The sequence below is a fragment of the Cellvibrio mixtus subsp. mixtus J3-8 genome (assembly GCF_000766945.1).
GTDB lineage: Bacteria > Pseudomonadota > Gammaproteobacteria > Pseudomonadales > Cellvibrionaceae > Cellvibrio > Cellvibrio mixtus_A.
The window spans coordinates 252,559-274,533 of record NZ_KN266208.1 but is presented as its reverse complement, the minus strand read 5'-3'; the positions used below and the strand labels follow the sequence as shown (position 1 = coordinate 274,533).

Below are 21,975 nucleotides of genomic sequence, written 5' to 3'. Positions count from 1 at the left end.
GAGGGCATTAAGATGAATGTATTAAAAAATAAAATGCAGCGTCGCGATTTCCTGCGCAGTATTGCCAGGTTGGGTTTGACCACTGCATTCACCAGCCAATTTATGTTATCCGTGAATGTGTTTGCGCAAACGGCAGGCGCCAAACGTTTTGTTATGGTGTATTACCCGAACGGTTGCGTGCGCGATAAATGGCATTCTTACAATGCAGGTGCATTGGGCAGCAATAGTTTTGCCACGAGCCCGCTACAACATTTAAATGCGCATCTCACCAGGCTTGTGCCGATAAAAAACCTCACCTACAACGGCCACGGTGGCAGCTCGGGTCACCCGGAAGCGTGCCGCGCGGTATTTTCTGGCGGGCAGGAATATGCCACCACATTTGATGTTGCCATAGGCGAGGCGCTCGGTGGGCGCTTGACTAAAAATATGCACGTGGGTGTTTGGTCGAGTAAAGCAAAGGGCACCGAGTACATGCCTTTTACCGACAAGAATCGCAACAAAATCCAGGTATCGGATAACCCGCAACAGGTGTACGACGCGCTGCTTGCCGATGTGGTTGGCAGCAGTAGTGGCACACCTGATCCCGACGCGGCGCGGCGCAAAAAAGTCCTGGAAACCCTGCATGAAAATCTGGATTTATTGCAAGCCAATACCCTCAGCGTTAAACAACAGGGAAAATTATTAACCCACGAAGAAGCGCTGAATTATTATCAAAATACGTTAGCTGGCACACTGGATATTGGTGGGTCAAATTTTTCCCGCCCGACTATCGGCATGACTGGAATTGACGCTGACGCCGATGCAATTGCAAAAGCACAAATGCGCAACATCGCCATGGCCTTCCAGGCAAATATCACGCGCACGGCTAGCTTCCAATTTATGGGCGCGCAAGATGAATCGTTGAAAATTAATTTCCCCGCCATTCGCCCCTACATGGGTGAATATGGTTCCGGTGCAAAACTGGATTACAACGAAACCCGCAGCCACGTCAGCTCACACAACGAATCATCATTATTCGATGCACAAACCCGTTGGTACAACATTATGGTCGCGTATCTAATGGACGAACTCGCCGGACGCCCTGATCTGACCTACGGCGGCACGCTCTTGGATAACACATTAATTTTAGTAATGTCCGAAGTCGGCGGTGGCAATCATCAACAGGAAAATCCGGGCATTTATGTTGCAGGCGGTGCAGGCAATGCAGTTCGTGTTGGTAATGCGATTGATGCGAATAATGCGGGGATGTCGAATTTGTATCTGGATATCTCTAAAGCATTTGGGTTGAATTGGGGTAGGTATGGAAATAGTTCGGGAGGAATTGCGGGGTTTTTACGTTAAATAGAAAATGTTGGTAAGTTCGCTTCATGTAGGTTGGCGGTGAGGAACGAACCCCAACATGCCTATATATTTAAAGTCCCAACGGTAAAAATGCATGTGCTTTTTTCGGTTTTTTTGCGCACAAAGCTGGTGTTATATTGGAATTACCAATGTTGGGGTTCGTTCCTCACCGCCAACCTACAAAACCCCCGCACTCTTAATCTCTAAATATGCATTCGCAACGCGCACGGCTAATTGATTCGCCGTGCAATCCACCGCATAAATTCCGGCGGCAGTTAATTTTTTATGGGATTCGCTGCGCTCGTGTAAAAAGCGGCGGACGCCGGCGTAATTTAATGCATCGTCGAAAGTGCTTACAGGTAATTCATTGAGGTCATCCAGGATTTGTTCGCGGATATTGGCGATCATTACCAGATGGCGTTTCTTTAATAGTTTGGCGGCGAGTAATAATTCGCTGTTGTCTTCATCGCGTGAGTTGGTGACTAAAATAATGAGTGAGCGTTTGGGTTGTAATACGGCTAATTTTTCGGCGGCGGTTATGTAATCCGCGGTTGCCTGGCTTGCTTGTAAATCGTAGATACCGTTAAGCAAAACCTTTACGCGCTCAGTGCCTTTTTGTGGGGGAATCCAGCGATGTTTGCTGTTGTTATTACTACCGTCATTACCGAAACTCATCAAGCTGACATTATCGCCCTGACGCAAGGCGATGTAACTCACCAATAACATTGCATTGAGTGCGTGATCAAAATGGCTGAGCTCATCATCTTTCGCACGCATGCGGCGGCCGCTGTCGATCATCAGGACAATTTGCTGGTCACGCTCATCCTGGTAATCGCGTGCAATTAATTTCTGGCGGCGCGATGTCGCTTTCCAATCGAGCTGGCGCAGACTATCGCCCTGGCGAAATTCACGCAGTTGATGAAATTCCATGCCTTCGCCACGCCGTTGTTTTTTGCGGATGCCCATTTGGCTGGTGTGGTTTTCAGTGGCGAGAATGGCGTAGTTGGCGATGGCTACAAAATCCGGATAAACTCTGGATGCCGATGGGGTGCCAGCCCAATAACGAATATTCCATAAGCCCAACGGGCTACTGAATTCAATATGGCTTTTATTGATAAGCAGCGAGCCGCGTTCCAGTGGGCGTAGCTGGTATTCACTTTTGCTGATTTGGTTAGGTTTTAATTCCAGCGTAAGTGGCAAGTGTTGGTAATCACTGCTGGCGGGCACGCCGTCAAAAACACGCACCTGTGTGGCATGGGTGAAGTGATGGCGAATGTGTAATTTAACCTGCGTCCATTTATCCACCGCAAGGTTGCCTGGTAAGTCACGCGTAATTTCAACAGGGGGTAATCGGCGCGAGAGCAAAAAATCCAGTAGTACAACGATCAACGCGCCGGCAAAAAGCGCTTCCAGCAAAAATTCCGGAATGCTCACAGTAAAATAATGAGCGCTAAATTTATTGACCAATATAGCGACACCCAGCAACGCAAAAAATATTGCACAACGAGTGGCCGGTATCCATTGTCTACGCATAAAACTTTCCAGGCGATTTTCGGGGCTTGCGCTCAGAGGATGTGTCGGAAGTCGCTACGCTCACCTGCGCGGCCCGTTCTAACCTACAGGCAATGGTTCTTGGCGTTGTAGGTTGGAAAAGCCGAAGGCGCCTTCCGACACGGAGTCAAATATCAATGTCTTGGTGCTTCCACTTGCAGCAAAATATTATTCAAAATGCGTTCTGCTGCCACACCTTCAATCGCCAATTCCGGTGATAGCAAAATGCGATGGCGCAATGCCGGGATAAACATTTTTTTCACATCATCCGGTGTAACAAATGAATTGTTATTGATTAATGCGTAGGCGCGCGCTGCTGCCAGCAAGGCGATAGAGGCACGTGGGCCGGCGCCGCGCGAAATGCCCGACCAACTGCGCGTAGCGCGCACCAGTTTTATAACGTAGTGGAGGATTTGTTCATCAACGGTAATTTGCTCGGCAATTTTTTGCAGGCTTAATACATGTGCCGGTTTTAGTAAGGTGCGGATATGTTCCAAACCAAATCCGCCTTGTGTTTGCGAGCTTACCTGGCGCAACATAATTTGTTCATCGTTTTCACTTGGGTAATCAATAATGACTTTCAGCATAAAACGATCAAGCTCCGCTTCCGGTAGCGGATAAGTTCCTTCCTGTTCAATCGGGTTTTGTGTTGCCAGCACCATAAAAGGTTCGCCGGTTTTGAAGGACTCCCCTTCAATAGTAATTTGCCCTTCCTGCATTACTTCCAATAATGCAGCCTGGGTTTTGGCGGGCGCGCGGTTAATTTCGTCGGCGAGTAATAAATTGGTAAATGCGGGGCCGCGACGAATTTCAAATTCCTGCTTGGCCATATTAAACATCGCGTGGCCGGTCACATCGCTGGGCATTAAATCGGGCGTGAATTGCACGCGCGAAAATTGTCCGCCAAAACATTTGGCGAGGCTGCGGACCAATAATGTTTTACCGAGACCTGGAACACCTTCTATCAATACGTGGCCGCGCGCAATTAATGCAATCAGTACTTGCTCGATAATCGCATCCTGACCAATAAGGATTTTCCTGATTTCATTGAGCAGGTTATTGGCGACGGTACTCGCTTGTTGCAAGCGGCTTTGCAAACTTTCTTCCAGGTTTTTGCCTGCGTCAGTCGTATTCTGGTTGTTTACGGAGTCATTCATAAATATTTCCTGATAATTTGCAAATGCGCGATGGCCCGGGTGAATTCTTGCGGATGGGCGAGATTGTTTGTAAATAGCGCGTGTTGGATCTCGGCCTGTGTTAAACCGGTGAGGGATGTTAAAAATTCAATTTGCTGTTGTATGTGGTCTGGCGGCAGCATTTGTTGTGCAAGTCGCTCCTGAATTTCTGCGCGCAACAAGGTGAGCAATTGCGGGTGCTGCTGTTTGCGCCAGAGCAACATGGCACTGGCATAAATATGTTCAGCAAGGCTGCGGCGACCTTGTTGCGGTGCAACAAATATTGGCCCGAAACGAACGCTGCTCGCCCATAGCCAACATACTACAGCGAGCACGCCGGCAAGCACTGCATATTTTGCGTGCTCCCAAATAATTGCAGCGAGTGATGGTGCATCCTGGTTCACTAAAAACCAGACGCGACCATCGGGGTTCACAATGCTCCAGAGCGCGTAGGCGTGATCGTGGCAATCAATACGGCGGTTAGACCAGATAAAGTTATCGCTAGTGATGGTGATTGAGCCATCGCCGATTTCAAAAAAGAGCAGGTGCTCCTTCTGGCCATTGGTGGATATTTTGTTCGCTGTTTCGATGTCTTTATCATTTTCGCTGTTATGCTCGTCGGCGTTTTCTTCAATGACTTCGTCATCAGTATCGTCTTCATTAACACTATCATTGTCGCGATAGGTAAATGCTTCTTCATGGCTAAAATCAAAACGTAGGGGTTTGGCTTCATCGGCAAAATCAATTTCTGTCGGATGCTCGTCCATGCTACAGCGATAATAATTTTCCGGCTTATCGGTTTTTTTCTTTTTAGTGATGCTGCTGGTGTCTTTATCATCTAATGGCTCTGACGATACCCCTTGTGTTTCTTTTTCATTGGCAGTTTTATCGGGAGCTGATGCGTTATCATCCTGTGCTTCATCGTCTTCGAGCCCGTCTGCGATGGTGTCCAGTAAATCTTTAACGCGTTTGGTTTCATCGTCTGCCGGTGTGATACCGAAGTCGCGCAGTAATAAATCCTCTTCGTTGGTGTGCGTGCCGATAAAAGGATTTTGTGTGGAGGTAATTAAGGTTCCTCCGTTCTCAACCCATTCGTACAAAGTGTCGTAGCGGGTTTCGTCGAGGGTTTTGTTAGCATTAATTAATACGATGGTATCGTTGCGGCCCAACTCAATATTACGCCAGCGGTGGTTGTCCAGCAGACTGAGATTTTTTACCGTAGTGGCTTGTATGCCGTGTTTACGCAGGAAAATTTCGGCCGCAAGAAAATTATTTTGCAAGGCTTCTTTGGAATAGCCCAGATCAATTTCCTTTTCTTCCCATACCAGGGTGGTGTACCACCAATAGCCGAGCCCGCCAATAATGGCGAGTAGCAATGCAACAATGAATGCAATTTTTCTATTGCTTGACTCGTTGCCGTTAGATCCTGCTTTTTTGTCCGGTGATACGGTCATTGTGCACCACCTTGAGCGTTAGCAGTTTTGTTTAACCAGCACAGGTTCCACTGTTTGCAAAGTTGCTCTGCTACTTGCGTGTCCGGATTCTGGTGGCCGTAGGCCAATTGCTGCCAAATGCGAGTAAGTAACGCAAAGTAGTCTATGCGGGCGTCCGCATTGTGCGGAGTTTTGTGGGTATTTCCGGATGGGGAAAAGTGTTCGCGCATTAACTGCACGCATTCGCCTTCGGTATGGCCATCCTGAATTTCTACACCGCTGTGAATCAGCTGGAATAAACTGGCGCGATACAATAATGCGAGTGCTGCACGGCTGTCACCCGCGCGCATTAAATCCATCGCACTCTGGCTAATATCGTGCGGCAGTGATTCGCGGGTGATATCCATGCCAAAGAGCGTGACCGGTTTCTCGCGTAATACCTGAGTTGGTTTTATGCGTACAAATTGCGCGGCTAACCAGTGGCGATAGCGATAGAATACAAACGCTACCAGTGCGATAACAATCAACCACAACAATATTTCCAATACACTGGCTGCGGCGATAAACCCCTCGAAGTTACGCAGGAAATCAAAGAATTTTTTCCAAAATACGGAGGGTTCTTTTTTCTCTTCTGTATCCCATTTGATCGCGCTGATTTTTTCCTTGCGGCTGAATTCACTTTGCTGCATGACGTCTTTAATAGCACGCTGTGCTGTGTCGCGATTCAGTTCGATATAATCACCGAGCGGTTTGTCTACGATTATTGCGCCGCTGTCGCTATCAGAATCTGTTTCCATTCCAGGTAAATGTTCTGACGTTGGCGCTGTGGTTTGTGTCGCATCCGCGTAAGCAGTATCGGCGGTGCTGGTAATCAGTAATCCAAGCAACATGCTGAATATAATTGCCAGGGCATTGGATGACGGCGCAGTGTTGCGTTTATTAACGATGCGGCGGAATGCGATATCAATATCCCATGCTTCCAGTTTTACGCGACGATTCAAATAAAGTGAAAAACCGCATGCGACATAAAACGGTGCAGTCAAAACGAGCGCGCAGTACCAAAGGATAATTTGCAGCTCAATTAATTGTGTGGATTCATTGCTAAAAAATAATCCCGCCCATTCGATATTGAGTTCGCGCGGAATAAATGACCAGATTAATGAGATCATGCCAATCCACAAAAAAAACTCCATCATTAATCCAAAAAAACTAATCCAGCCGGCAGGCGATGAATCTTCGCGGTGTAATACCCCTAAACGGTCTTGCCGGCGCGCGCCGCTTAATCCTTCCAGTTGCAATACCGCTAAATCCATGCTGCGCGTCGGGCTCAGGCGCCGCCAGGTGAGGCTTAACAATAATTGTTTGAATGCAAATGATGGAAATGCTTTTAATGTGCTGCGGGTATCTGGCAAATCATTAAATACGGCATGACTCAGGATGTGCAGCAGCGGGCGTTCATAGAGGGGTTTTAACCACCAGATTAGCAATGCACTAATCCACCATTTATCGGTGGGAATCACCAGTGCGATTATTAATAGTGGCAAACTGGCGATCAACCAGACTTTGGTCATTGGCAGCCACCAGCGGCGTGCCATCAATAAACCTAAATCAACTGCTTCCCAGGCACTGCGCGGGCGAATTTCTAACGTGACTTGATCCAGATTCATACTGGACCTCGTTCGACGCTAGCTGTTTCGCCACGTAATTGCCGCCCGCTAAATACCAGATAGCCAATGACCAGCGCCCATAAAAAACCGCCCACCAAATATTTTTGCCAGGGCATCAGAATATTATTGGAAGACCAGAATGCTTCGATAAATGCGGCGATGACCAGCATAATGATCACGCCGTACACCAGCTTGATCGCTATCGCACTGGCGCGCTTGAGTGATTCAACGCGCGTGACATTTCCGGGCGCAAGCAACGCATAACCGAGTTTCAAGCCTGCCGCGCCGGAAATGCAAATCGCCGTTAATTCAAAACTGCCGTGGCCTACAACAAATGAAAAAAATGTTTCGGTAAATTGCGCGTTGGTTAAGTGGCCGGCAACGGCACCCATCAATAAGCCGTTAAACACTAAAAAGAAAATCGAACCAACACCAAATAAAATACCGGATGCAAAGGTGCGAAAACTTACTCCAATATTGTTACTGATGTAGTAACCAAACATTTGCACATTGGTATCGGACTCCCGCGCTGCCCCCAGGGTGCGATTGGCGGGGTCATACATTTCTTCAAAGCTGCTTACCTGGTCGGGCGAGGTGACGGTGTAAACCAGATCCGGTTGCCACAAAATGGTGACATAAATTAATAATCCCGGCACGTACAATAATGCGGTTGCCCACCAGATGTAAGCGTGTTGTTCGCGCACCAAACGTGGAAATCCCGCCACAATAAAACTGATGAATTGCTGAAAAAATGGCTGCTTGCGGCGATAAAGTTGCTGATGGCCACGCACGACCAAATCACCGAGTTTATCGACCAGATGGCTCGAATAATGGCGATCACGCGCAAGTGCGTGGAAATGGCACAGGCGGCGATAGCGGCTGGCAAAACTTGCCAGTTCATCACCGGTTAATTGGCCCCCGGATTTTTCCAGCTCGACAATTTGCATTTCCAGCACTTGCCACAGCGGTTGGTAGAGTTGTTCGAATTGTCCTTGTTTCATTGTTTTTATTTGGCTCTTACTGCTTGCCAACCATAGTGTTGGCCATTTGCTTAATCGCGATCACCGGATCTTTGGCGTGGATCACGGGTTGGAGAATGGTCGCCAGTTCACTTTGGCGCTCGGCGGATAAATAGTTACTGCGCTCGGCAAATGCGAGTAATGCGCGCTGCTCATCGGTAGAAAAACCCGCGGGCACTGGCAATTGGCCGCGCACTGCAAAGCTCGGCTCGGCCAGGGGCGGAGCGTCGTAAATCACCATGCTGCCCGCCGCTAAATCGCCCAGGCGTTTGAACTGGCGATTGCACAGGCTGGCAACTATACCGGTGAGGTAGGCCATGGGTAGAAAGTCAACCACGCGCAATAAATTGCGCAATAGTGATGGGCCGAAGGTTATAGGTGTGCCATCGTCATTGACTACCCGAATCCCCATCCATTTTTTACCGGGGGTGCGGCCATTGCGGGCGATTTCAAAAAACACCGGATAAAACCATTCGAGCAGGAATGTGAGGATTAGTGCGAGCCCGATACCCATGCGACCAAGCAGGGACAAGACAATAAAGATAACCGTGGTAATGCCGAAGCGAATGAGGATATCCAGTATCTGCGCCAGTGCGCGCACGCCGAAGCCCGCCGGAGTTAGCGGAAGCAGGGCACCTTCGGGAGTTTCCAATGATTGACGGGTATCGAGTAACAAAACCTTTTCCTTGCCTGGAGTGGGGCTATCGCTACCAAAGCAGCGCTCTCGCCGTGGGATTAATGTCGTGTAAATTATTGTTGGTGTTCCCAAATGAAGGGGCGAGAATAGCGGATATGGCATTTGCTGAATAGCCAGGCGCCAGGCTTTTTGCCTTGTGCATGGCGATTTTGCCCCCATCTAGGCGTTATAATTCGTCCCCTCGCATTCAGGTTTATCGATATGGCCCAGCAAGAACCCCCCAAAATTGAATTCCCCTGTGAAAACTACCCTATCAAGATACTCGGCGATGCCGGCCCTGAGCTGCATAGCTATGTGGTGGAGATTATGGAGCGCCATGCACCGGGGTTTGACCAAACCCGGATTACGGTTAAGGAAAGTAGCAAGGGCAGCTTTAACTCGGTGACGGTCTGGATTACGGCGACCGGTGTCGAGCAGCTCACGGCTATCCATAATGATCTGCGCCTCAATCGCAGCATCAAGATGGTGATGTGATTTGAGCGGTCTGACCCTGGAGGTTATCAACCTCGGCCAGCGCGATTACGCCAGTATCTGGCAGGCGATGAGCGATTTCACCAGCCAACGCACGCCCGATACCATCGACCAGCTCTGGCTGGTGGAGCATCCCCCGGTATTTACCCAGGGGCAAGCCGGCAAGGCGGAGCATCTGCTGTTCCCCGGTGATATTCCGGTAGTACAGACTGATCGCGGCGGCCAGGTGACTTACCATGGCCCCGGCCAACTGGTGGCTTATCCATTGCTGGATTTGCGCCGCTTGAAAATCGGTGTGCGCGATCTGGTTACCGCGCTGGAGCAAACGATTGTAGCCACATTGGCCCATTACGGGATCGAGTCTGCCGCCAGGCCTGATGCGCCCGGTGTTTACGTCAATGGCAACAAGATCGCCTCGCTCGGCCTGCGTGTTCGCCGCGGATGCAGTTTCCACGGGCTGGCCTTGAATGTGGACATGGATCTGGCGCCCTTCCTGCGCATCAATCCCTGTGGTTATCAGGGCCTGGCGATGACCCGGATGCGCGACCTTATTCCCGAATGTCCCGCGTTGGTGCAGGTGCAACAGCAACTTGTTACCGAATTGGCGGGGAAATTGGGTTACGAAACCTGTACAATGCGCGCCGTAGATTAACGTCACGAGATTCTTATGTCAGATCTTCCTCCCGTAGCCACCTTCGTCCCTGAACTTCAACCGGTCAAACGCACCGAACGCCATAAACAGGGCGAGAAATTGCGCGATGCCGATAAGGTTGAGCGTATTCCGGTAAAAGTGATTGCCAGTGACCGTGAGGATATCCCGCGTAAACCCGACTGGATTCGCGTCCGAATTCCCGCTTCTCCGGAAGTCGAGCGCATCAAAACCATCCTGCGCAAAAACAAGCTTTCATCCGTGTGTGAAGAAGCCAATTGCCCGAATCTGGGGGAATGTTTTAGTGGCGGTACCGCAACTTTTATGATCATGGGCGATATCTGTACCCGTCGCTGCCCCTTCTGCGATGTGGGCCATGGCAAGCCCAATCCGCTGGATGTGAACGAGCCGCGCCAGCTCGCCGAAGCCATCGCGGAAATGCGCTTGAAATATGTGGTGATTACCTCGGTTGACCGCGATGACCTGCGCGATGGCGGAGCCCAGCATTTTGCCGATTGCATCCGCGAAGCCCGCGCCCACAGCCCGAACTTGCAAGTAGAAGTATTGGTGCCGGACTTCCGTGGCCGTATGGAAATTGCGTTGGATATCCTCGAAAAAGAAGCGCCTGATGTGTTCAACCACAATATGGAAACCGTTTCGCGTTTATATCGCCAGGCGCGCCCCGGCGCGAACTACAACTGGTCGCTCGAATTGCTCAAGCAATATAAGGCGCGTCGTCCGGATGTATTGACCAAATCCGGTTTGATGGTTGGCCTTGGCGAAACCAAAGAAGAAATTATCGAAGTGATGAAGCATATGCGTGAGCACGATATCGACATGCTCACCATTGGCCAATATTTGCAGCCGTCCAAAGATCACATCCCGGTTGCACGCTATGTTCATCCCGATGAGTTTGCGGAATACACAAAACTTGCTGAAGAAATGGGATTTAAACACGCTGCGTGCGGTCCATTGGTAAGGTCGTCGTACCACGCCGATAAGCAAGCCCATGGCGAAGATGTAAAGTGGTTCGGCGAAGCCAAAAAAGCCTGACCTTTTTCGTTGTAGCGGTACCAAAAAACTCCCGCTGGCCGGGAGTTTTTACATTCTGGTGATGAAAACCGGTTCAGGATTCTGGGCTAGAGTAAAGCCAATCCCTCTTTTACAAATTAAGTTGCTAATGTGAAATCACCTGCGGTAAGAAAGTCCCCCGAATTACAAATCGCCCTGTTGGAAAATCGCCCCGATTTTTTTGCGCAAGTTGCCTATTGGCATCATAAAGAATGTGAGCGCCAGGGGCTTAAATCGACTCTCGCATTGCGCCAGCAGCGGTTGGTCCTGCATGTTAAAGAACAGCTGCTACCAAAAACCCTGATTATCTTGCAGCGCGATGAATTGGTCGGTTGCGTCAGCCTTGTTAATTACACCTACCGCAGCAGCGAGCGCATGCCCAAAGTGTCCACTGAAACACCGGTGTGGTTGAGCAACTTATATGTACCTGAACAATATCGCCGGCAAGGTATTGGCTCGGCATTAATCGATGCAGCAAAACACTATGTCCGTGATTTGGGATTAACCGAACTCTGGTTATCCGCTACTGATTACACGGATTACTATCAAAAACGCGGCTGGGAAATTATTCGCCGCACACGCCTTGGCGGTCGCCAGGTGAACGTCATGCGGGTAGATCTGTAACTTTTCCAACAGTTGCTATTCGAAAAATACACTCTTCTTTCACGACTTCCTGCCGCAATGACTCGCCTTGTTGTTGTGGTTTTGAAGCTTGCTTATAATCCTCGCCGATCTACATCCCGCGTGTCGCATCAATAATCCGATATACATTCGGTAATAAATAGCGCAGCGGGCGATTCGTTTGGAAGCTGATTAGTTGTAGCTTGAGCAATAAAAATAAGTACTTTTTGAATAACAGTGGGAATTCATTTTTGCACTTAACCAGTGCAGTTATCCGTTTGCTGATCCGTTATACGCTGTTCCGTTATAAAAAGTTCGACGCATTTTTGCCAGTGCATGAATGATGTTGCGCCCGTAGGTACACGCTAAAAACACCAGCAAGCTTTTTGCATGACAACAACGGATGTGAATTCTTTCTGTTTCTATCAATGAAAAGTATCAACGACACCTTGTCGAGGCAATCTATGAATAAAATGTGGGCGTGCAAATCGGTAGAGCTGTTACGAGCTGAAGTTGATGGGAATGAACGTGGCTTGAAGCGCAGCCTCGGCGTCTGGAACCTGATTGCCCTGGGCATAGGTTGTATTATCGGTGCGGGTATTTTTGTGTTGAGTGGCCATGCCGCCGCAAATAATGCGGGACCAGCAGTGGTTTTATCCTTTATCGCCGGCGCGATTGTGTGTGTGTTCGCCGGTTTGTGTTATGCCGAATTGGCGTCTTCTGTTCCTGTTGCCGGCTCGGCTTACACTTACGCGTATGCATCACTCGGCCAATTTATCGCGTGGATTATCGGTTGGGACTTGATCCTGGAATATGCGTTAGGGGCCACAACAGTGGCGATTGGCTGGTCCGGTTATGTTGTTTCCTTCCTTAAAAACCTTGGTATTTATATTCCTGCTGTATTAACCCAGGGGCCCTGGTCATTTAATGCCGCGACGGGCGAATGGATCTCAACTGGCAATATCGTGAATTTACCCGCAGTGTTGATTGTGTTGGTCACTTCCTGGCTGTTGGCAATAGGTACGCGCGAGTCGGCGCAGGTAAATGCTGTTATCGTTGCCGTGAAATTGGCTGTGGTTTTATTGTTTATCGCATTAGGCTGGAGTGCCGTCGATCACGCCAACTGGATAACCGCCGCCAACCCTGAAGGCAGTTTTGTTCCACCGGAAGACAGCTTCGGAAATTTCGGTTGGGGCGGTGTACTGACCGGTGCCGGTGTAGTGTTTTTTGCCTACATTGGTTTTGATGCTGTGTCTTGCGCGGCGCAAGAGGCTAAAAATCCACAGCGCGATATGCCGCGCGGGATTATCGGTTCGCTGCTGATTTGTTCAGTGCTTTACGCGTTGGTTGCCTACGTTCTTACCGGTTTGGTTCCCTACGACAAACTCAATGTTCCCGATCCCATTGCCATCGCTATTGATACGCTCGGCATGAACTGGTTAGCGCCACTCGTCAAGCTCGGCGCGATTGCCGGTTTAACAACGGTTGTGTTGGTGTTGCTATTAGCCCAGGCGCGAATTTTTTATTCGATGTCGCGCGACGGCATGTTGCCCACAATGTTTTCCGATGTGCATCAACGTTTTCGCACACCGTTTAAAACCACTTTGATTACCGGTGTTTTAGTGGCGTTGCTTGCCGGTTTAATGCCAATGGGATTGGTAGGTGAATTAGTGAGTATCGGCACTCTGTTTGCGTTTGTGATTGTATGCCTCGGTGTGTTGGCATTGCGCAAAACCCGTCCCGATATGCATCGCCCTTTCCGTACACCACTGATCTGGTTTATTGCACCTGCGGGTGCGTTGTCCGCATTCGGTTTGATGTTGGGGTTGCCATTGGATACCTGGATTCGCCTCGGGGTGTGGATGGCGATAGGTATTGTGGTGTATTTCGTTTACAGTGCGCGCCGCCCCACACCGCTTTAATCCTGTGATGTCATCATCGTTCGCTCTTTAACTGTTACAAGTACGATAAAAAATGAAAAAACTGGTTCGTGATTTTTTACTCTGGGGCAGTGTCACTATTGCCGGTGTTAGTGCGTTTGCAGTGTTGGCATTACAGCGCGGTGAATCGGTGAATGCGCTTTGGTTGGTGGTTGCATCGCTTTCGGTTTACGTCATTGCTTATCGTTTTTACGCGCGCTATATCGGTGTGCGGGTGATGGAGTTGAGCGATAGCCGCCCGACTCCCGCACAGCAGCGCAATGATGGCCTGGATTATGTGCCCACACACAAATGGGTTTTATTTGGCCATCACTTCGCCGCTATTGCCGGTGCCGGTCCATTGGTGGGGCCAATTCTCGCTGCGCAGATGGGTTACTTGCCGGGCACCTTGTGGATTTTATTCGGTGTTATTTTTGCCGGCGCTGTTCAGGATGCGATGATTTTATTTGCATCCACCCGGCGCGACGGCCGTTCGCTCGGCGAAATGATGCGCATGGAAATGGGCAATTTTGCCGGCTTTGTCGGGATGGTCGGCATACTGGCAATTATTGTAATTCTGCTCGCCGTATTGGGCATGGTTGTGGTGAAAGCATTAGTCGCCAGCCCCTGGGGCGTGTTCACATTATTAGCGACGGTTCCCATCGCGATATTTATGGGAATTTATTCGCGCTGGTTTCGCCCTGGCCGCGTGCTGGAAATTTCACTGATCGGTTTTGTGCTGCTGATGGCCGCATTAGCCTACGGTAGCGAAGTTGCGCAACATCCGTACTGGGGCAAAGTATTTTCGCTTGATGCTGAAACCCTTGCACTGGGATTAATTATTTACGGTTTTATCGCGGCGGCTTTGCCGGTGTGGTTGTTGTTAGCGCCGCGCGATTATCTTTCCACCTTTTTAAAAATCGGCACCATCGTGTTATTGGCGATTGGTATTTTAATTGTCGCCCCGCCATTAAAAATGCCAGCGATTACTCCCTTTATTGATGGCACTGGCCCGGTGTTTGCCGGCTCACTTTTTCCGTTTTTATTTATCACTATTGCCTGCGGTGCAGTGAGTGGTTTTCACGCATTGGTTGCGTCGGGCACCACACCAAAAATGATCGCGCAGGAATCGCATATTATTCCGATTGGTTACGGCGCTATGTTGATGGAGTCCTTTGTCGCCATCATGGCGTTGGTTGCGGCGGCGGTGCTTGATCCGGGAATTTATTTTGCACTCAACAGCTCTGCTGCTGTCATTGGCACCACGGTAGAACAAGCGGCACATACTATTTCCACGTGGGGATTTGTAGTAACACCGGAAGCTCTCACACAAATGGCGAATGATGTTGGTGAGGCCTCTATTTTATCGCGCACCGGCGGTGCTCCAACATTTGCCGTGGGTATGGCGAAAATCCTTTCCGATTTTATCGGCGGTTCCGCATTCATGGCATTCTGGTATCACTTCGCAATTTTGTTCGAAGCATTATTTATTTTAACCACGCTTGATGCGGGTACCCGTGTATGCCGTTTCCTGATCCAGGATTTGCTCGGCAATATTTCTCCGGCATTGGGTAACACTGAATCCTGGGCTGCAAATATCGTTGCCACCGGCATTGCCGCGGCAGGCTGGGGCTGGTTTTTATACGCGGGTGTGACAGATCCATTTGGCGGCATCAATAGCTTGTGGGCGCTGTTCGGTATTGCCAACCAAATGCTCGCGGGCATGGCGTTGATGTTGGCGACTGTGATTTTATTTCGCATGCAGAAAAAACAATTTGCATGGATCACTATTATTCCAGCAGTGTGGATTTTAATCGTAACCTTAACGGCGGGATGGCAAAAATTATTTTCACCTGATCCTGCTATCGGGTTCTTGTCCCACGCACAAAAATTTTCCGATGCAATTGCACAAGGCAAAATACTGGCGCCGACCAAAACCATGGAACAAATGGAAAAAGTGGTATTTAACGATTATGTAGATGCGGTAATGGCGGGCATTTTTATTTCTGTGGTATTGGTAATTCTGGGTTTTGCAATTCGCGCAATTATTCAGGCAAGCAAAATTCAAAACCCGGCTTCACCACAAGCAGATGCAGCGAGTGCGGTAAATTAATATGAAAAAAATATCCCAGTCGTTACGGCGCTTGCCCGTGATTTTCCAGCGCACCGCACAAACAGCGCGCATGATGGTGGGGGTAGGAGATTACTCAGCGTATAAGGCACATATGGAAAGCCATCATCCAGAGCTTGTGCCGATGACTGAGCAGGAATATTTCCGCTACTGCCAGAATGCGCGTTATCCTGCCAAAAGTGGAAAAATATCGCGTTGCCCTTGTTGATTATCAACATGTAACAAAAATTACGCTGCACTGTAAATAGAACGATACTTTTTCAAAAATTCATAAGCCGCCTGGATTTTTTTGAAACGCTCCGTTGCCGCGTTGATGAAATCAGGCGGCATTCCTTGCCCCGTTAGTTTATCCGGATGAAACTGGCTAACCAACTTTTGATAAGCCCTGCGTATCTCCTGCTCCGTCATGGAAGAGTTAACCCCCAAGGCTTGATAGGCATCTTCCAGCGCAGGGTTGCGATATTTTGCCTGGCTATAAAAATTATTTTTGTGGGTATTGTTACTGCTTTTAGCCTGTTCATTTTTGGAGCCATCTTTTGCTGCTCCACTACCTGATGCATCGCTTCCGGGTTTTCCATTCCCGGAAGTTTCATGTTTGGGGGCTTCATAGTTTCTATAAGCACTTGCTTTCGATTGATAGGATGCCGATTGGGTGAATTCAGATTGCTGGTTTGCGCGTTTTTGCGCCGCTGACGCAAACTCATCTTGTGCAGAAATCATTTTCAACAAATGATCAAAAACGATGCTGGTGTAGCCCAATTCTTTTGCAACTTTATGAACGACCTGCATTTCCTTATCCACCAACACACCATCTGTTCTTGCCATGGTGATTAGATAGACCAGTAATATCTGTGTAAGATTCGGTGTGGTTTTTTTACTAAACTCTTTCAGTACTGCGGAAATATTAAAAGCAGGGCTGGTGCCTTCTTTGAATAGATGCTGTGCCTCGCGTTTGCATTTTTCCGATAAATCCATTTTTTCCATATACACTTCAATTCGTTTTATTTCATTGCGATTAATATAACCATCGCAATTGGCGATATGCCCCAATAAACTGAAGACTGTATTGAAAAAAGATTCGCGCAGGGTCTGAATCTGGTTTGACATAAAATTCATCTTCCTTTTTCATGCTGCAAACTAACAATATTCTATGTTGAGAACGCCAATGCCCTGAAACGGCGCATTGATCAACAAACATCTATGGTGGTCTAACTTTGAAAGCAGGGACGCTGACTAGTTCGGTGGGGATAACAAAACTTTAACCCGGCATTGTTGCCAGGCGGCCTGTAGTAAGCGTGAATGATATTCAATTGGCTGCGTAGATGGAGCGGTATTTTCTGATAAATGCATAAGCAATCTGGATTCTTTTAAACCGTTCTGTTGCAGTATTTATTACCTCGGGTGTAAGTCCCTGGCTGGTGAGTTTATCGGGGTGGAGTTGGCTGGCCAGTTTTTTATAGGCCCTGCGAATTTCGTCTTCAGTCATATCAGCAGCCACACCAAGAACCTCATAGGCCTGGTGCAAATCCGGATTTTCATAGTTAGCCTGACTATGCGCCTGATCTTTTGGCTGCTCACTTTTCTGTTGTGTTTTTTTGGGATGTTCATAAGTATCGGGCTGGATTGGATACTCTGGCTGGCGAGCGCGCTGGGTCATTTCATCCTGAACCGAAATCATGCGCAACAGGTGATTAAACACAATGCTCCGGTAATTTAATCCACGTGCAATTTGTTGTATCACCTCCATTTCCGTTTTAACCAGATATCCATCTGCCCTCGCCATGGTAATCAGATGCACCAACAGAATATGAATTAATTTCGGTGTGGTTGTTTGATTAAAGGCTGCCAACACTTCATCAACATTAAAAGTGGGTAAGGTTCCCGCTTTGAATAACTGTAATGCCCGATGTTTTGACTCCTCGGTCAAATTCATTTTTTTTATGTAAACCTGTAACCGCAATACTTCGTTGCGCGTTACTTGACCGTCGCATTTGGCAACGTAGCCCAGCAAGCTGAATAACGTATTGGAAAAAGATTCGCGGATGGTCTGGTTCTTATCGGCCATGGAATTGATGATGTTCCTATTGATAACGGCGCTGACAGCTGATTAGATGACTAGCATCCACGCCAGTTCTAAAGAGCATAGAACCTGGCGCCTGTTTTTTCCATTGCGTATTAGCTATGAATCACGAATTATTCTTTAAATTATTTTTATTGTTGCCCCTTTATCCGCTCGTTCTGCCGTGGGGGAAAATATTTGCGTGGGGATCAACGCTTGGATGGTTTGGATTATGGGGTGGAATGTTTTACGTATTGGAAATTAATACAAACAATTTTTCCAGTAGTTTGATGGGGCTTGAGTGGTTGATTGCTGTATCAATAATGGTTTTTTCACTGTCTGTTGTTGCCAGATGGGTGATTCGCATAATTTATATAAAAGTAAAATCCGCGTGATAAAATTTTTCAAATGATGAAGCGAAGAAAAACCTTGCTTCATCATTTAAACATTAATCATCAGCACCTTCATCGGCAATGGCTGCTCCAAGTTGCCAATAGCCTGCTGCTTTAACGCCTTTTGCATTCAAGTTACGCTCTTTCACCAGGTAAGAGCGAATTGCACGTGCAGCTTTGGTTTCACAGGCAATCCATGCATAGCCATCTCCGCTTGGTAACGCCAATGTTTCCAGTGCGTCTTTAATGGCGGTAGTGGTACCAGCAGCAGCTCCTTTGCGATAACACCAGATAATTTCAAGTTGTGCAGCCGATGTTAATGGAATTTCATCACCCACATTATCAACTTCGATTAGCGCGATGGCCCGTGTGGTTGCGGGTAATTCTTCAAGGCGGCGAGCAATGGCTGGCACTGCAGTTTCATCGCCAGCAAGCAAATGAAAATCGTAGTCGGTGGGCACCAGGAACGAACCTTTAGGGCCGCCGATACCTAGCCAATCACCGGCTTTGGCGTTGATAGCCCATGCTGTTGCAGGGCCAGCTTCATGAAGGGCGAAATCAATAACCAGGGTTTTTGCAGTGCCATCAAAAAAACGCGGGGTGTAATCGCGCATTACCGGTTTTGGACCTTCGGGCCATACCGGACCTGTTGGCCCTAACTCAGGAACACGAAGTTCGCCGGTGGTTACATCGGGAAAAATTAATTTTACGTGATCGTCAAAACCCGGGCTTTCAAATCCTTCAAGGTCAGTTCCACCCAATGTGATGCGGATAAAACTTGTTGCGAATTTCTCGGTAGCTGTGACCTGTACTTTGCGAAAGCGCAATGGCAAGCGTATGCGCTGTGGTGCGCGGGGGGATGTGGGGTCAGTCACTTCGTTTGAACTCATGTGTCGTTCCTCATGCGTCTTGCTTCACGATACCAACTGTGTCCTGTTGGCCAGAATAATTTGATGGCGCTACTTATTTTCATGCGGCCACCGGTTTTGATGATGGTAAGTATATTGGGATTATGCCCTGAATAAAATTCGTAATTGGATGTTTGTTGAAGTCCGATACCACTAAATATAGCTGTTGTAATTTTTAACAATTTTTTTTAAACAATTATTCATCGTGTTTCTAATCCTGATCCAGGCCCCGGCTCACATTGTCACCATCATTTTTGCGCAATGACCAGAAGGACAGCGATGACAGGATTGTCAGGCCACCCAGTGTGAGAAATGCGTAATGCAATGCACTGGTCACCGCTAATTGGTTTGATTGTGATACGGCGCCGAGGTACCAGGCGGCAATAATTGATGCAAACGCTAATCCAAAGCTGATTGACAATTGTTGCAGTGAGCTGGCGATGGTGCTGGCCATGCTTGCTTCTTCAGTGGAAACATCGGCATAGGCCATGGAATTCATGCTGGAGTATTGCAATGAGTTGAAAAAACCTTGTGCGAGGCTTATTGCAATTATCCATTGAGTAGCCGTTGAGCTATCGACAATTGCAAATAACATAATGGTGAAGCCGATGAGTAAGGTATTGGCAATCAAAACAGTACGATAACCAAACTGCTTGAGCACGCGGATTGAAATTACTTTCATAAACATTGCAGCGGCAGCGGCGGGCATCATTAACAAACCGGATTTCCATGCGGGAAATCCCAAACCAACCTGATAAAACAACGGCAATAAAAACGGCATACCACCCAGCCCGAGTCGGGTGACAAAACCACCTGCTACTGCAACGCGAAACGTTCTGGTTTTGAAAAGCGAAAGCTGCAAAAGCGGGTGGGGATTGTGGCGAGCATGCCAACCGTAGCAGGCCAATAAACTCAGCGATAAACCCAACAAAATGCCGGTTGATGTTGCATCCAGGTAATGTTCGCCAAAAATTTCGAGCACCCAGGACAGCAACGCAATGCCGCAACCAAACAGCACAAAACCAATAATATCCAATGGTGGTGATGTGCTGGAGCGATAATCCGGCATGTGGCGACGAATCAACCACAACGCTGCCAGGCCTACGGGAACATTGACGAAAAAAATAGCCTGCCATGGCAACCAATGCACAATGATTCCACCAATAGTTGGCCCCAGTAATGGTCCAATCAATGCTGGAATAATAACGAAGTTCATTGCCGCTAATAATTCGGATTTTGGAAAGGTGCGCACGATAGCGAGTCGCCCCACGGGTAGCATCATCGCGGCACCAATGCCCTGAAATATCCGCGCCGCAACGAGCATGGGAACGTTTAACGCCAGCCCGCAAAAAATGGATGAAAGTGTAAATATACCAACGGCAGCAGCAAACACGCGCCGGGTGCCAAAACGATCTGCCATCCAGCCACTAATGGGAATAAAAACAGCGAGGCTCAATACATAACTGCTGACTACTGCTTTTAAACTTAAGGGGGTGACCTCCAGGCTCGCCGCGATGGCAGGTATTGCGGTATTCAGGATGGTTGCATTTAAATGCTCCATGAATAATGCAATGGCCACTAACCACGGCAGATAACGTTTTACTCTCGAAGTTTCCATAGGCGGCTATCCATTAACGTCTATCCGTTAACTACGATCTATTGGTGTGCATCAAAATACGTTTTAAAAATCCTTGCAGGGGCTTTTCGAACCACCGATGTATGAGCCACGCGGCAATCAACATAAATATTACAACGCTGCCGATTAACACCGGTCCAGGTATCAGGCTATGCCAGGCATTGAACATCATAAAACCAATATTCTCATGCAGTAAATAAAGCGGATAAGTTAATACCCCCAAATAATAAAAACGTGGGTCGCGGAGTAATCCGTTTTTACGCAAGGCAACTATCGACAATATTGCAAAAAATAGTAACGTCGAACTTACACTCACCCAGGTTTGGAAATCCTCGTTGTACCAACCGATCATCAGTTGAGTAAACACCTGGTTTTGGCGCACACAGAAAATCACACTTAATAACAGAAGCACACCATAACCCCAATTAAATCCGCGCGATTTCACCAGATACAATACGCAACCACAAGCAAAATACCCGGCCCAATGTGGAAAACCGGCAACAAAATGCTCAACGTTAACTGCGAGCGGTGTGCCTAGTGCGATAATTGATGCAATCAACACTGCACCACAAAACCATGGCAAAAAACGCAACAAGCGCAACCAAATCATCACTAACACCAGCGCATAAAATTTGAGTTCTATCCAGAGTGTCCAATAAACGCCATCTACCAGAGGTACACCAAAACCGCTTTGCAGCATTGTCAGGTTAATGAGGAAATGCGACCAGCTCACCTGAAATGCCGGTTGGTTAAATAGCACTGCAGCAGCAGCTGTCAGAACTACACATAACCAATACGCAGGATAAAGGCGGATAAAACGGGAAATAATAAATTGACGCGGCTTGCCATCCTCAGCGCTAAGTAAAATTACAAATCCACTGATAATAAAAAAGAAGTTAATGCCCAAATACATATAGCGTCCGTACTCGCCAAATGCATCGGTGCGTGGTTGCGGTGCAAAATCCAGAGCCGAGCCTACAAAGGTGTAGTGAAACAACACTACTAAAACTGCAGAGATAAGGCGCAGCAAATCTATTTCATAAAACCGGTTGTTATTCATCAATTATTTTCCACGACCACAAAAAAGGTCACAGTGTAATTAGCACCATTCATAAGCTCCAGTTAATATCTGTTAACCCTCTATCAAGCAATGTTAGTCATTTGCTTAATAAAATTGGAAATCTTTAATTACGGTTTTAAGGAAATTTTTCATGCGTTGAATTTTTAATTGCTCC

Annotated in this window: 19 protein-coding genes; 8 read left to right on the top strand and 11 right to left on the bottom strand. The window is 48.0% G+C overall.

Annotated elements, in window-relative coordinates:
* Window positions 1-12 precede the first annotated feature (12 nt).
* The gene (locus A596_RS11750; RefSeq protein ID WP_039914928.1) at window positions 13-1,341 is read left to right on the top strand and encodes a DUF1552 domain-containing protein; all 1,329 of its coding nucleotides are present in this window, start codon (window positions 13-15) and stop codon (window positions 1,339-1,341) included.
* A 177-nt stretch (window positions 1,342-1,518) separates the two neighbouring features.
* Here A596_RS11750 and A596_RS11745 read toward each other — a convergent pair whose 3' ends face one another.
* The 6 genes from A596_RS11745 to A596_RS11720 form a co-directional block, all read right to left on the bottom strand.
* Window positions 1,519-2,874 (bottom strand): DUF58 domain-containing protein, encoded by a 1,356-nt coding sequence (locus A596_RS11745; protein ID WP_039914926.1) that lies wholly within the window; start codon window positions 2,872-2,874, stop codon window positions 1,519-1,521.
* Window positions 2,875-3,026: 152 nt separating this feature from the next.
* A complete protein-coding gene (locus A596_RS11740) occupies window positions 3,027-4,049 on the bottom strand; it encodes an AAA family ATPase (RefSeq protein ID WP_039914925.1) in 1,023 nt (340 codons plus the stop codon).
* Window positions 4,046-5,521 (bottom strand): DUF4350 domain-containing protein, encoded by a 1,476-nt coding sequence (locus A596_RS11735; protein ID WP_039914924.1) that lies wholly within the window; start codon window positions 5,519-5,521, stop codon window positions 4,046-4,048. Before A596_RS11735 ends, A596_RS11740 begins: the two co-directional genes overlap by 4 nt.
* Window positions 5,518-7,167, bottom strand: a complete 1,650-nt coding sequence (locus A596_RS11730) for a DUF4129 domain-containing protein (RefSeq protein WP_039914923.1) — start codon at window positions 7,165-7,167, stop codon at window positions 5,518-5,520. The genes A596_RS11735 and A596_RS11730 overlap by 4 nt, the downstream gene beginning before the upstream one ends.
* The gene (locus tag A596_RS11725) at window positions 7,164-8,168 is read right to left on the bottom strand and encodes a stage II sporulation protein M (protein WP_039914922.1); all 1,005 of its coding nucleotides are present in this window, start codon (window positions 8,166-8,168) and stop codon (window positions 7,164-7,166) included. The genes A596_RS11730 and A596_RS11725 overlap by 4 nt, the downstream gene beginning before the upstream one ends.
* 16 nt (window positions 8,169-8,184) lie before the next feature.
* Window positions 8,185-8,862 carry an RDD family protein gene (locus tag A596_RS11720; RefSeq protein WP_039914921.1) on the bottom strand — a complete coding sequence of 226 codons (678 nt, stop codon included), beginning with the start codon at window positions 8,860-8,862 and terminating at the stop codon, window positions 8,185-8,187.
* A 222-nt stretch (window positions 8,863-9,084) separates the two neighbouring features.
* On the opposite strand from A596_RS11720, the gene A596_RS11715 reads away from it, so the two are divergent.
* The 7 genes from A596_RS11715 to A596_RS11685 all read left to right on the top strand — a co-directional run bounded on the left by A596_RS11715 (window position 9,085) and on the right by A596_RS11685 (window position 15,953).
* Window positions 9,085-9,357: a YbeD family protein gene (locus tag A596_RS11715; protein WP_039914920.1), complete on the top strand. Its 273-nt coding sequence runs from the start codon at window positions 9,085-9,087 to the stop codon at window positions 9,355-9,357.
* Between the two features lie 67 nt (window positions 9,358-9,424).
* Window positions 9,425-10,006 (top strand): lipoyl(octanoyl) transferase LipB, encoded by a 582-nt coding sequence (lipB, locus tag A596_RS11710; RefSeq protein WP_412130250.1) that lies wholly within the window; start codon window positions 9,425-9,427, stop codon window positions 10,004-10,006.
* A gap of 15 nt (window positions 10,007-10,021) precedes the next feature.
* Entirely contained in the window at window positions 10,022-11,056 is a 1,035-nt protein-coding gene (gene lipA, locus A596_RS11705) for a lipoyl synthase (protein ID WP_052417451.1), read from the top strand.
* Between the two features lie 129 nt (window positions 11,057-11,185).
* Complete coding sequence (locus A596_RS11700; protein ID WP_039914912.1) at window positions 11,186-11,698, top strand: GNAT family N-acetyltransferase; 513 nt, start codon at window positions 11,186-11,188, stop codon at window positions 11,696-11,698.
* A 461-nt stretch (window positions 11,699-12,159) separates the two neighbouring features.
* Window positions 12,160-13,617, top strand: coding sequence for an amino acid permease (locus A596_RS11695; RefSeq protein ID WP_039914911.1), 1,458 nt, complete (start codon window positions 12,160-12,162; stop codon window positions 13,615-13,617).
* Between the two features lie 52 nt (window positions 13,618-13,669).
* Window positions 13,670-15,727: a carbon starvation CstA family protein gene (locus A596_RS11690; RefSeq protein WP_039914909.1), complete on the top strand. Its 2,058-nt coding sequence runs from the start codon at window positions 13,670-13,672 to the stop codon at window positions 15,725-15,727.
* A 1-nt stretch (window position 15,728) separates the two neighbouring features.
* Window positions 15,729-15,953, top strand: coding sequence for a YbdD/YjiX family protein (locus A596_RS11685; RefSeq protein WP_039914908.1), 225 nt, complete (start codon window positions 15,729-15,731; stop codon window positions 15,951-15,953).
* Window positions 15,954-15,973: 20 nt separating this feature from the next.
* Here the strand turns inward: A596_RS11685 and A596_RS11680 are convergent, their stop codons facing one another.
* The 5 genes from A596_RS11680 to A596_RS11655 all read right to left on the bottom strand — a co-directional run bounded on the left by A596_RS11680 (window position 15,974) and on the right by A596_RS11655 (window position 21,800).
* Window positions 15,974-16,852 (bottom strand): DnaJ domain-containing protein, encoded by an 879-nt coding sequence (locus A596_RS11680; protein ID WP_039914906.1) that lies wholly within the window; start codon window positions 16,850-16,852, stop codon window positions 15,974-15,976.
* 199 nt (window positions 16,853-17,051) lie between these two features.
* The gene (gene djlA / locus A596_RS11675; protein ID WP_039914903.1) at window positions 17,052-17,810 is read right to left on the bottom strand and encodes a co-chaperone DjlA; all 759 of its coding nucleotides are present in this window, start codon (window positions 17,808-17,810) and stop codon (window positions 17,052-17,054) included.
* 442 nt (window positions 17,811-18,252) lie between these two features.
* Window positions 18,253-19,086 (bottom strand): siderophore-interacting protein, encoded by an 834-nt coding sequence (locus tag A596_RS11665; protein ID WP_039914898.1) that lies wholly within the window; start codon window positions 19,084-19,086, stop codon window positions 18,253-18,255.
* 229 nt (window positions 19,087-19,315) lie between these two features.
* Window positions 19,316-20,722 (bottom strand): MFS transporter, encoded by a 1,407-nt coding sequence (locus tag A596_RS11660; RefSeq protein ID WP_039914896.1) that lies wholly within the window; start codon window positions 20,720-20,722, stop codon window positions 19,316-19,318.
* A gap of 31 nt (window positions 20,723-20,753) precedes the next feature.
* Window positions 20,754-21,800: an acyltransferase family protein gene (locus A596_RS11655; RefSeq protein ID WP_039914895.1), complete on the bottom strand. Its 1,047-nt coding sequence runs from the start codon at window positions 21,798-21,800 to the stop codon at window positions 20,754-20,756.
* Window positions 21,801-21,975: the final 175 nt, after the last annotated feature.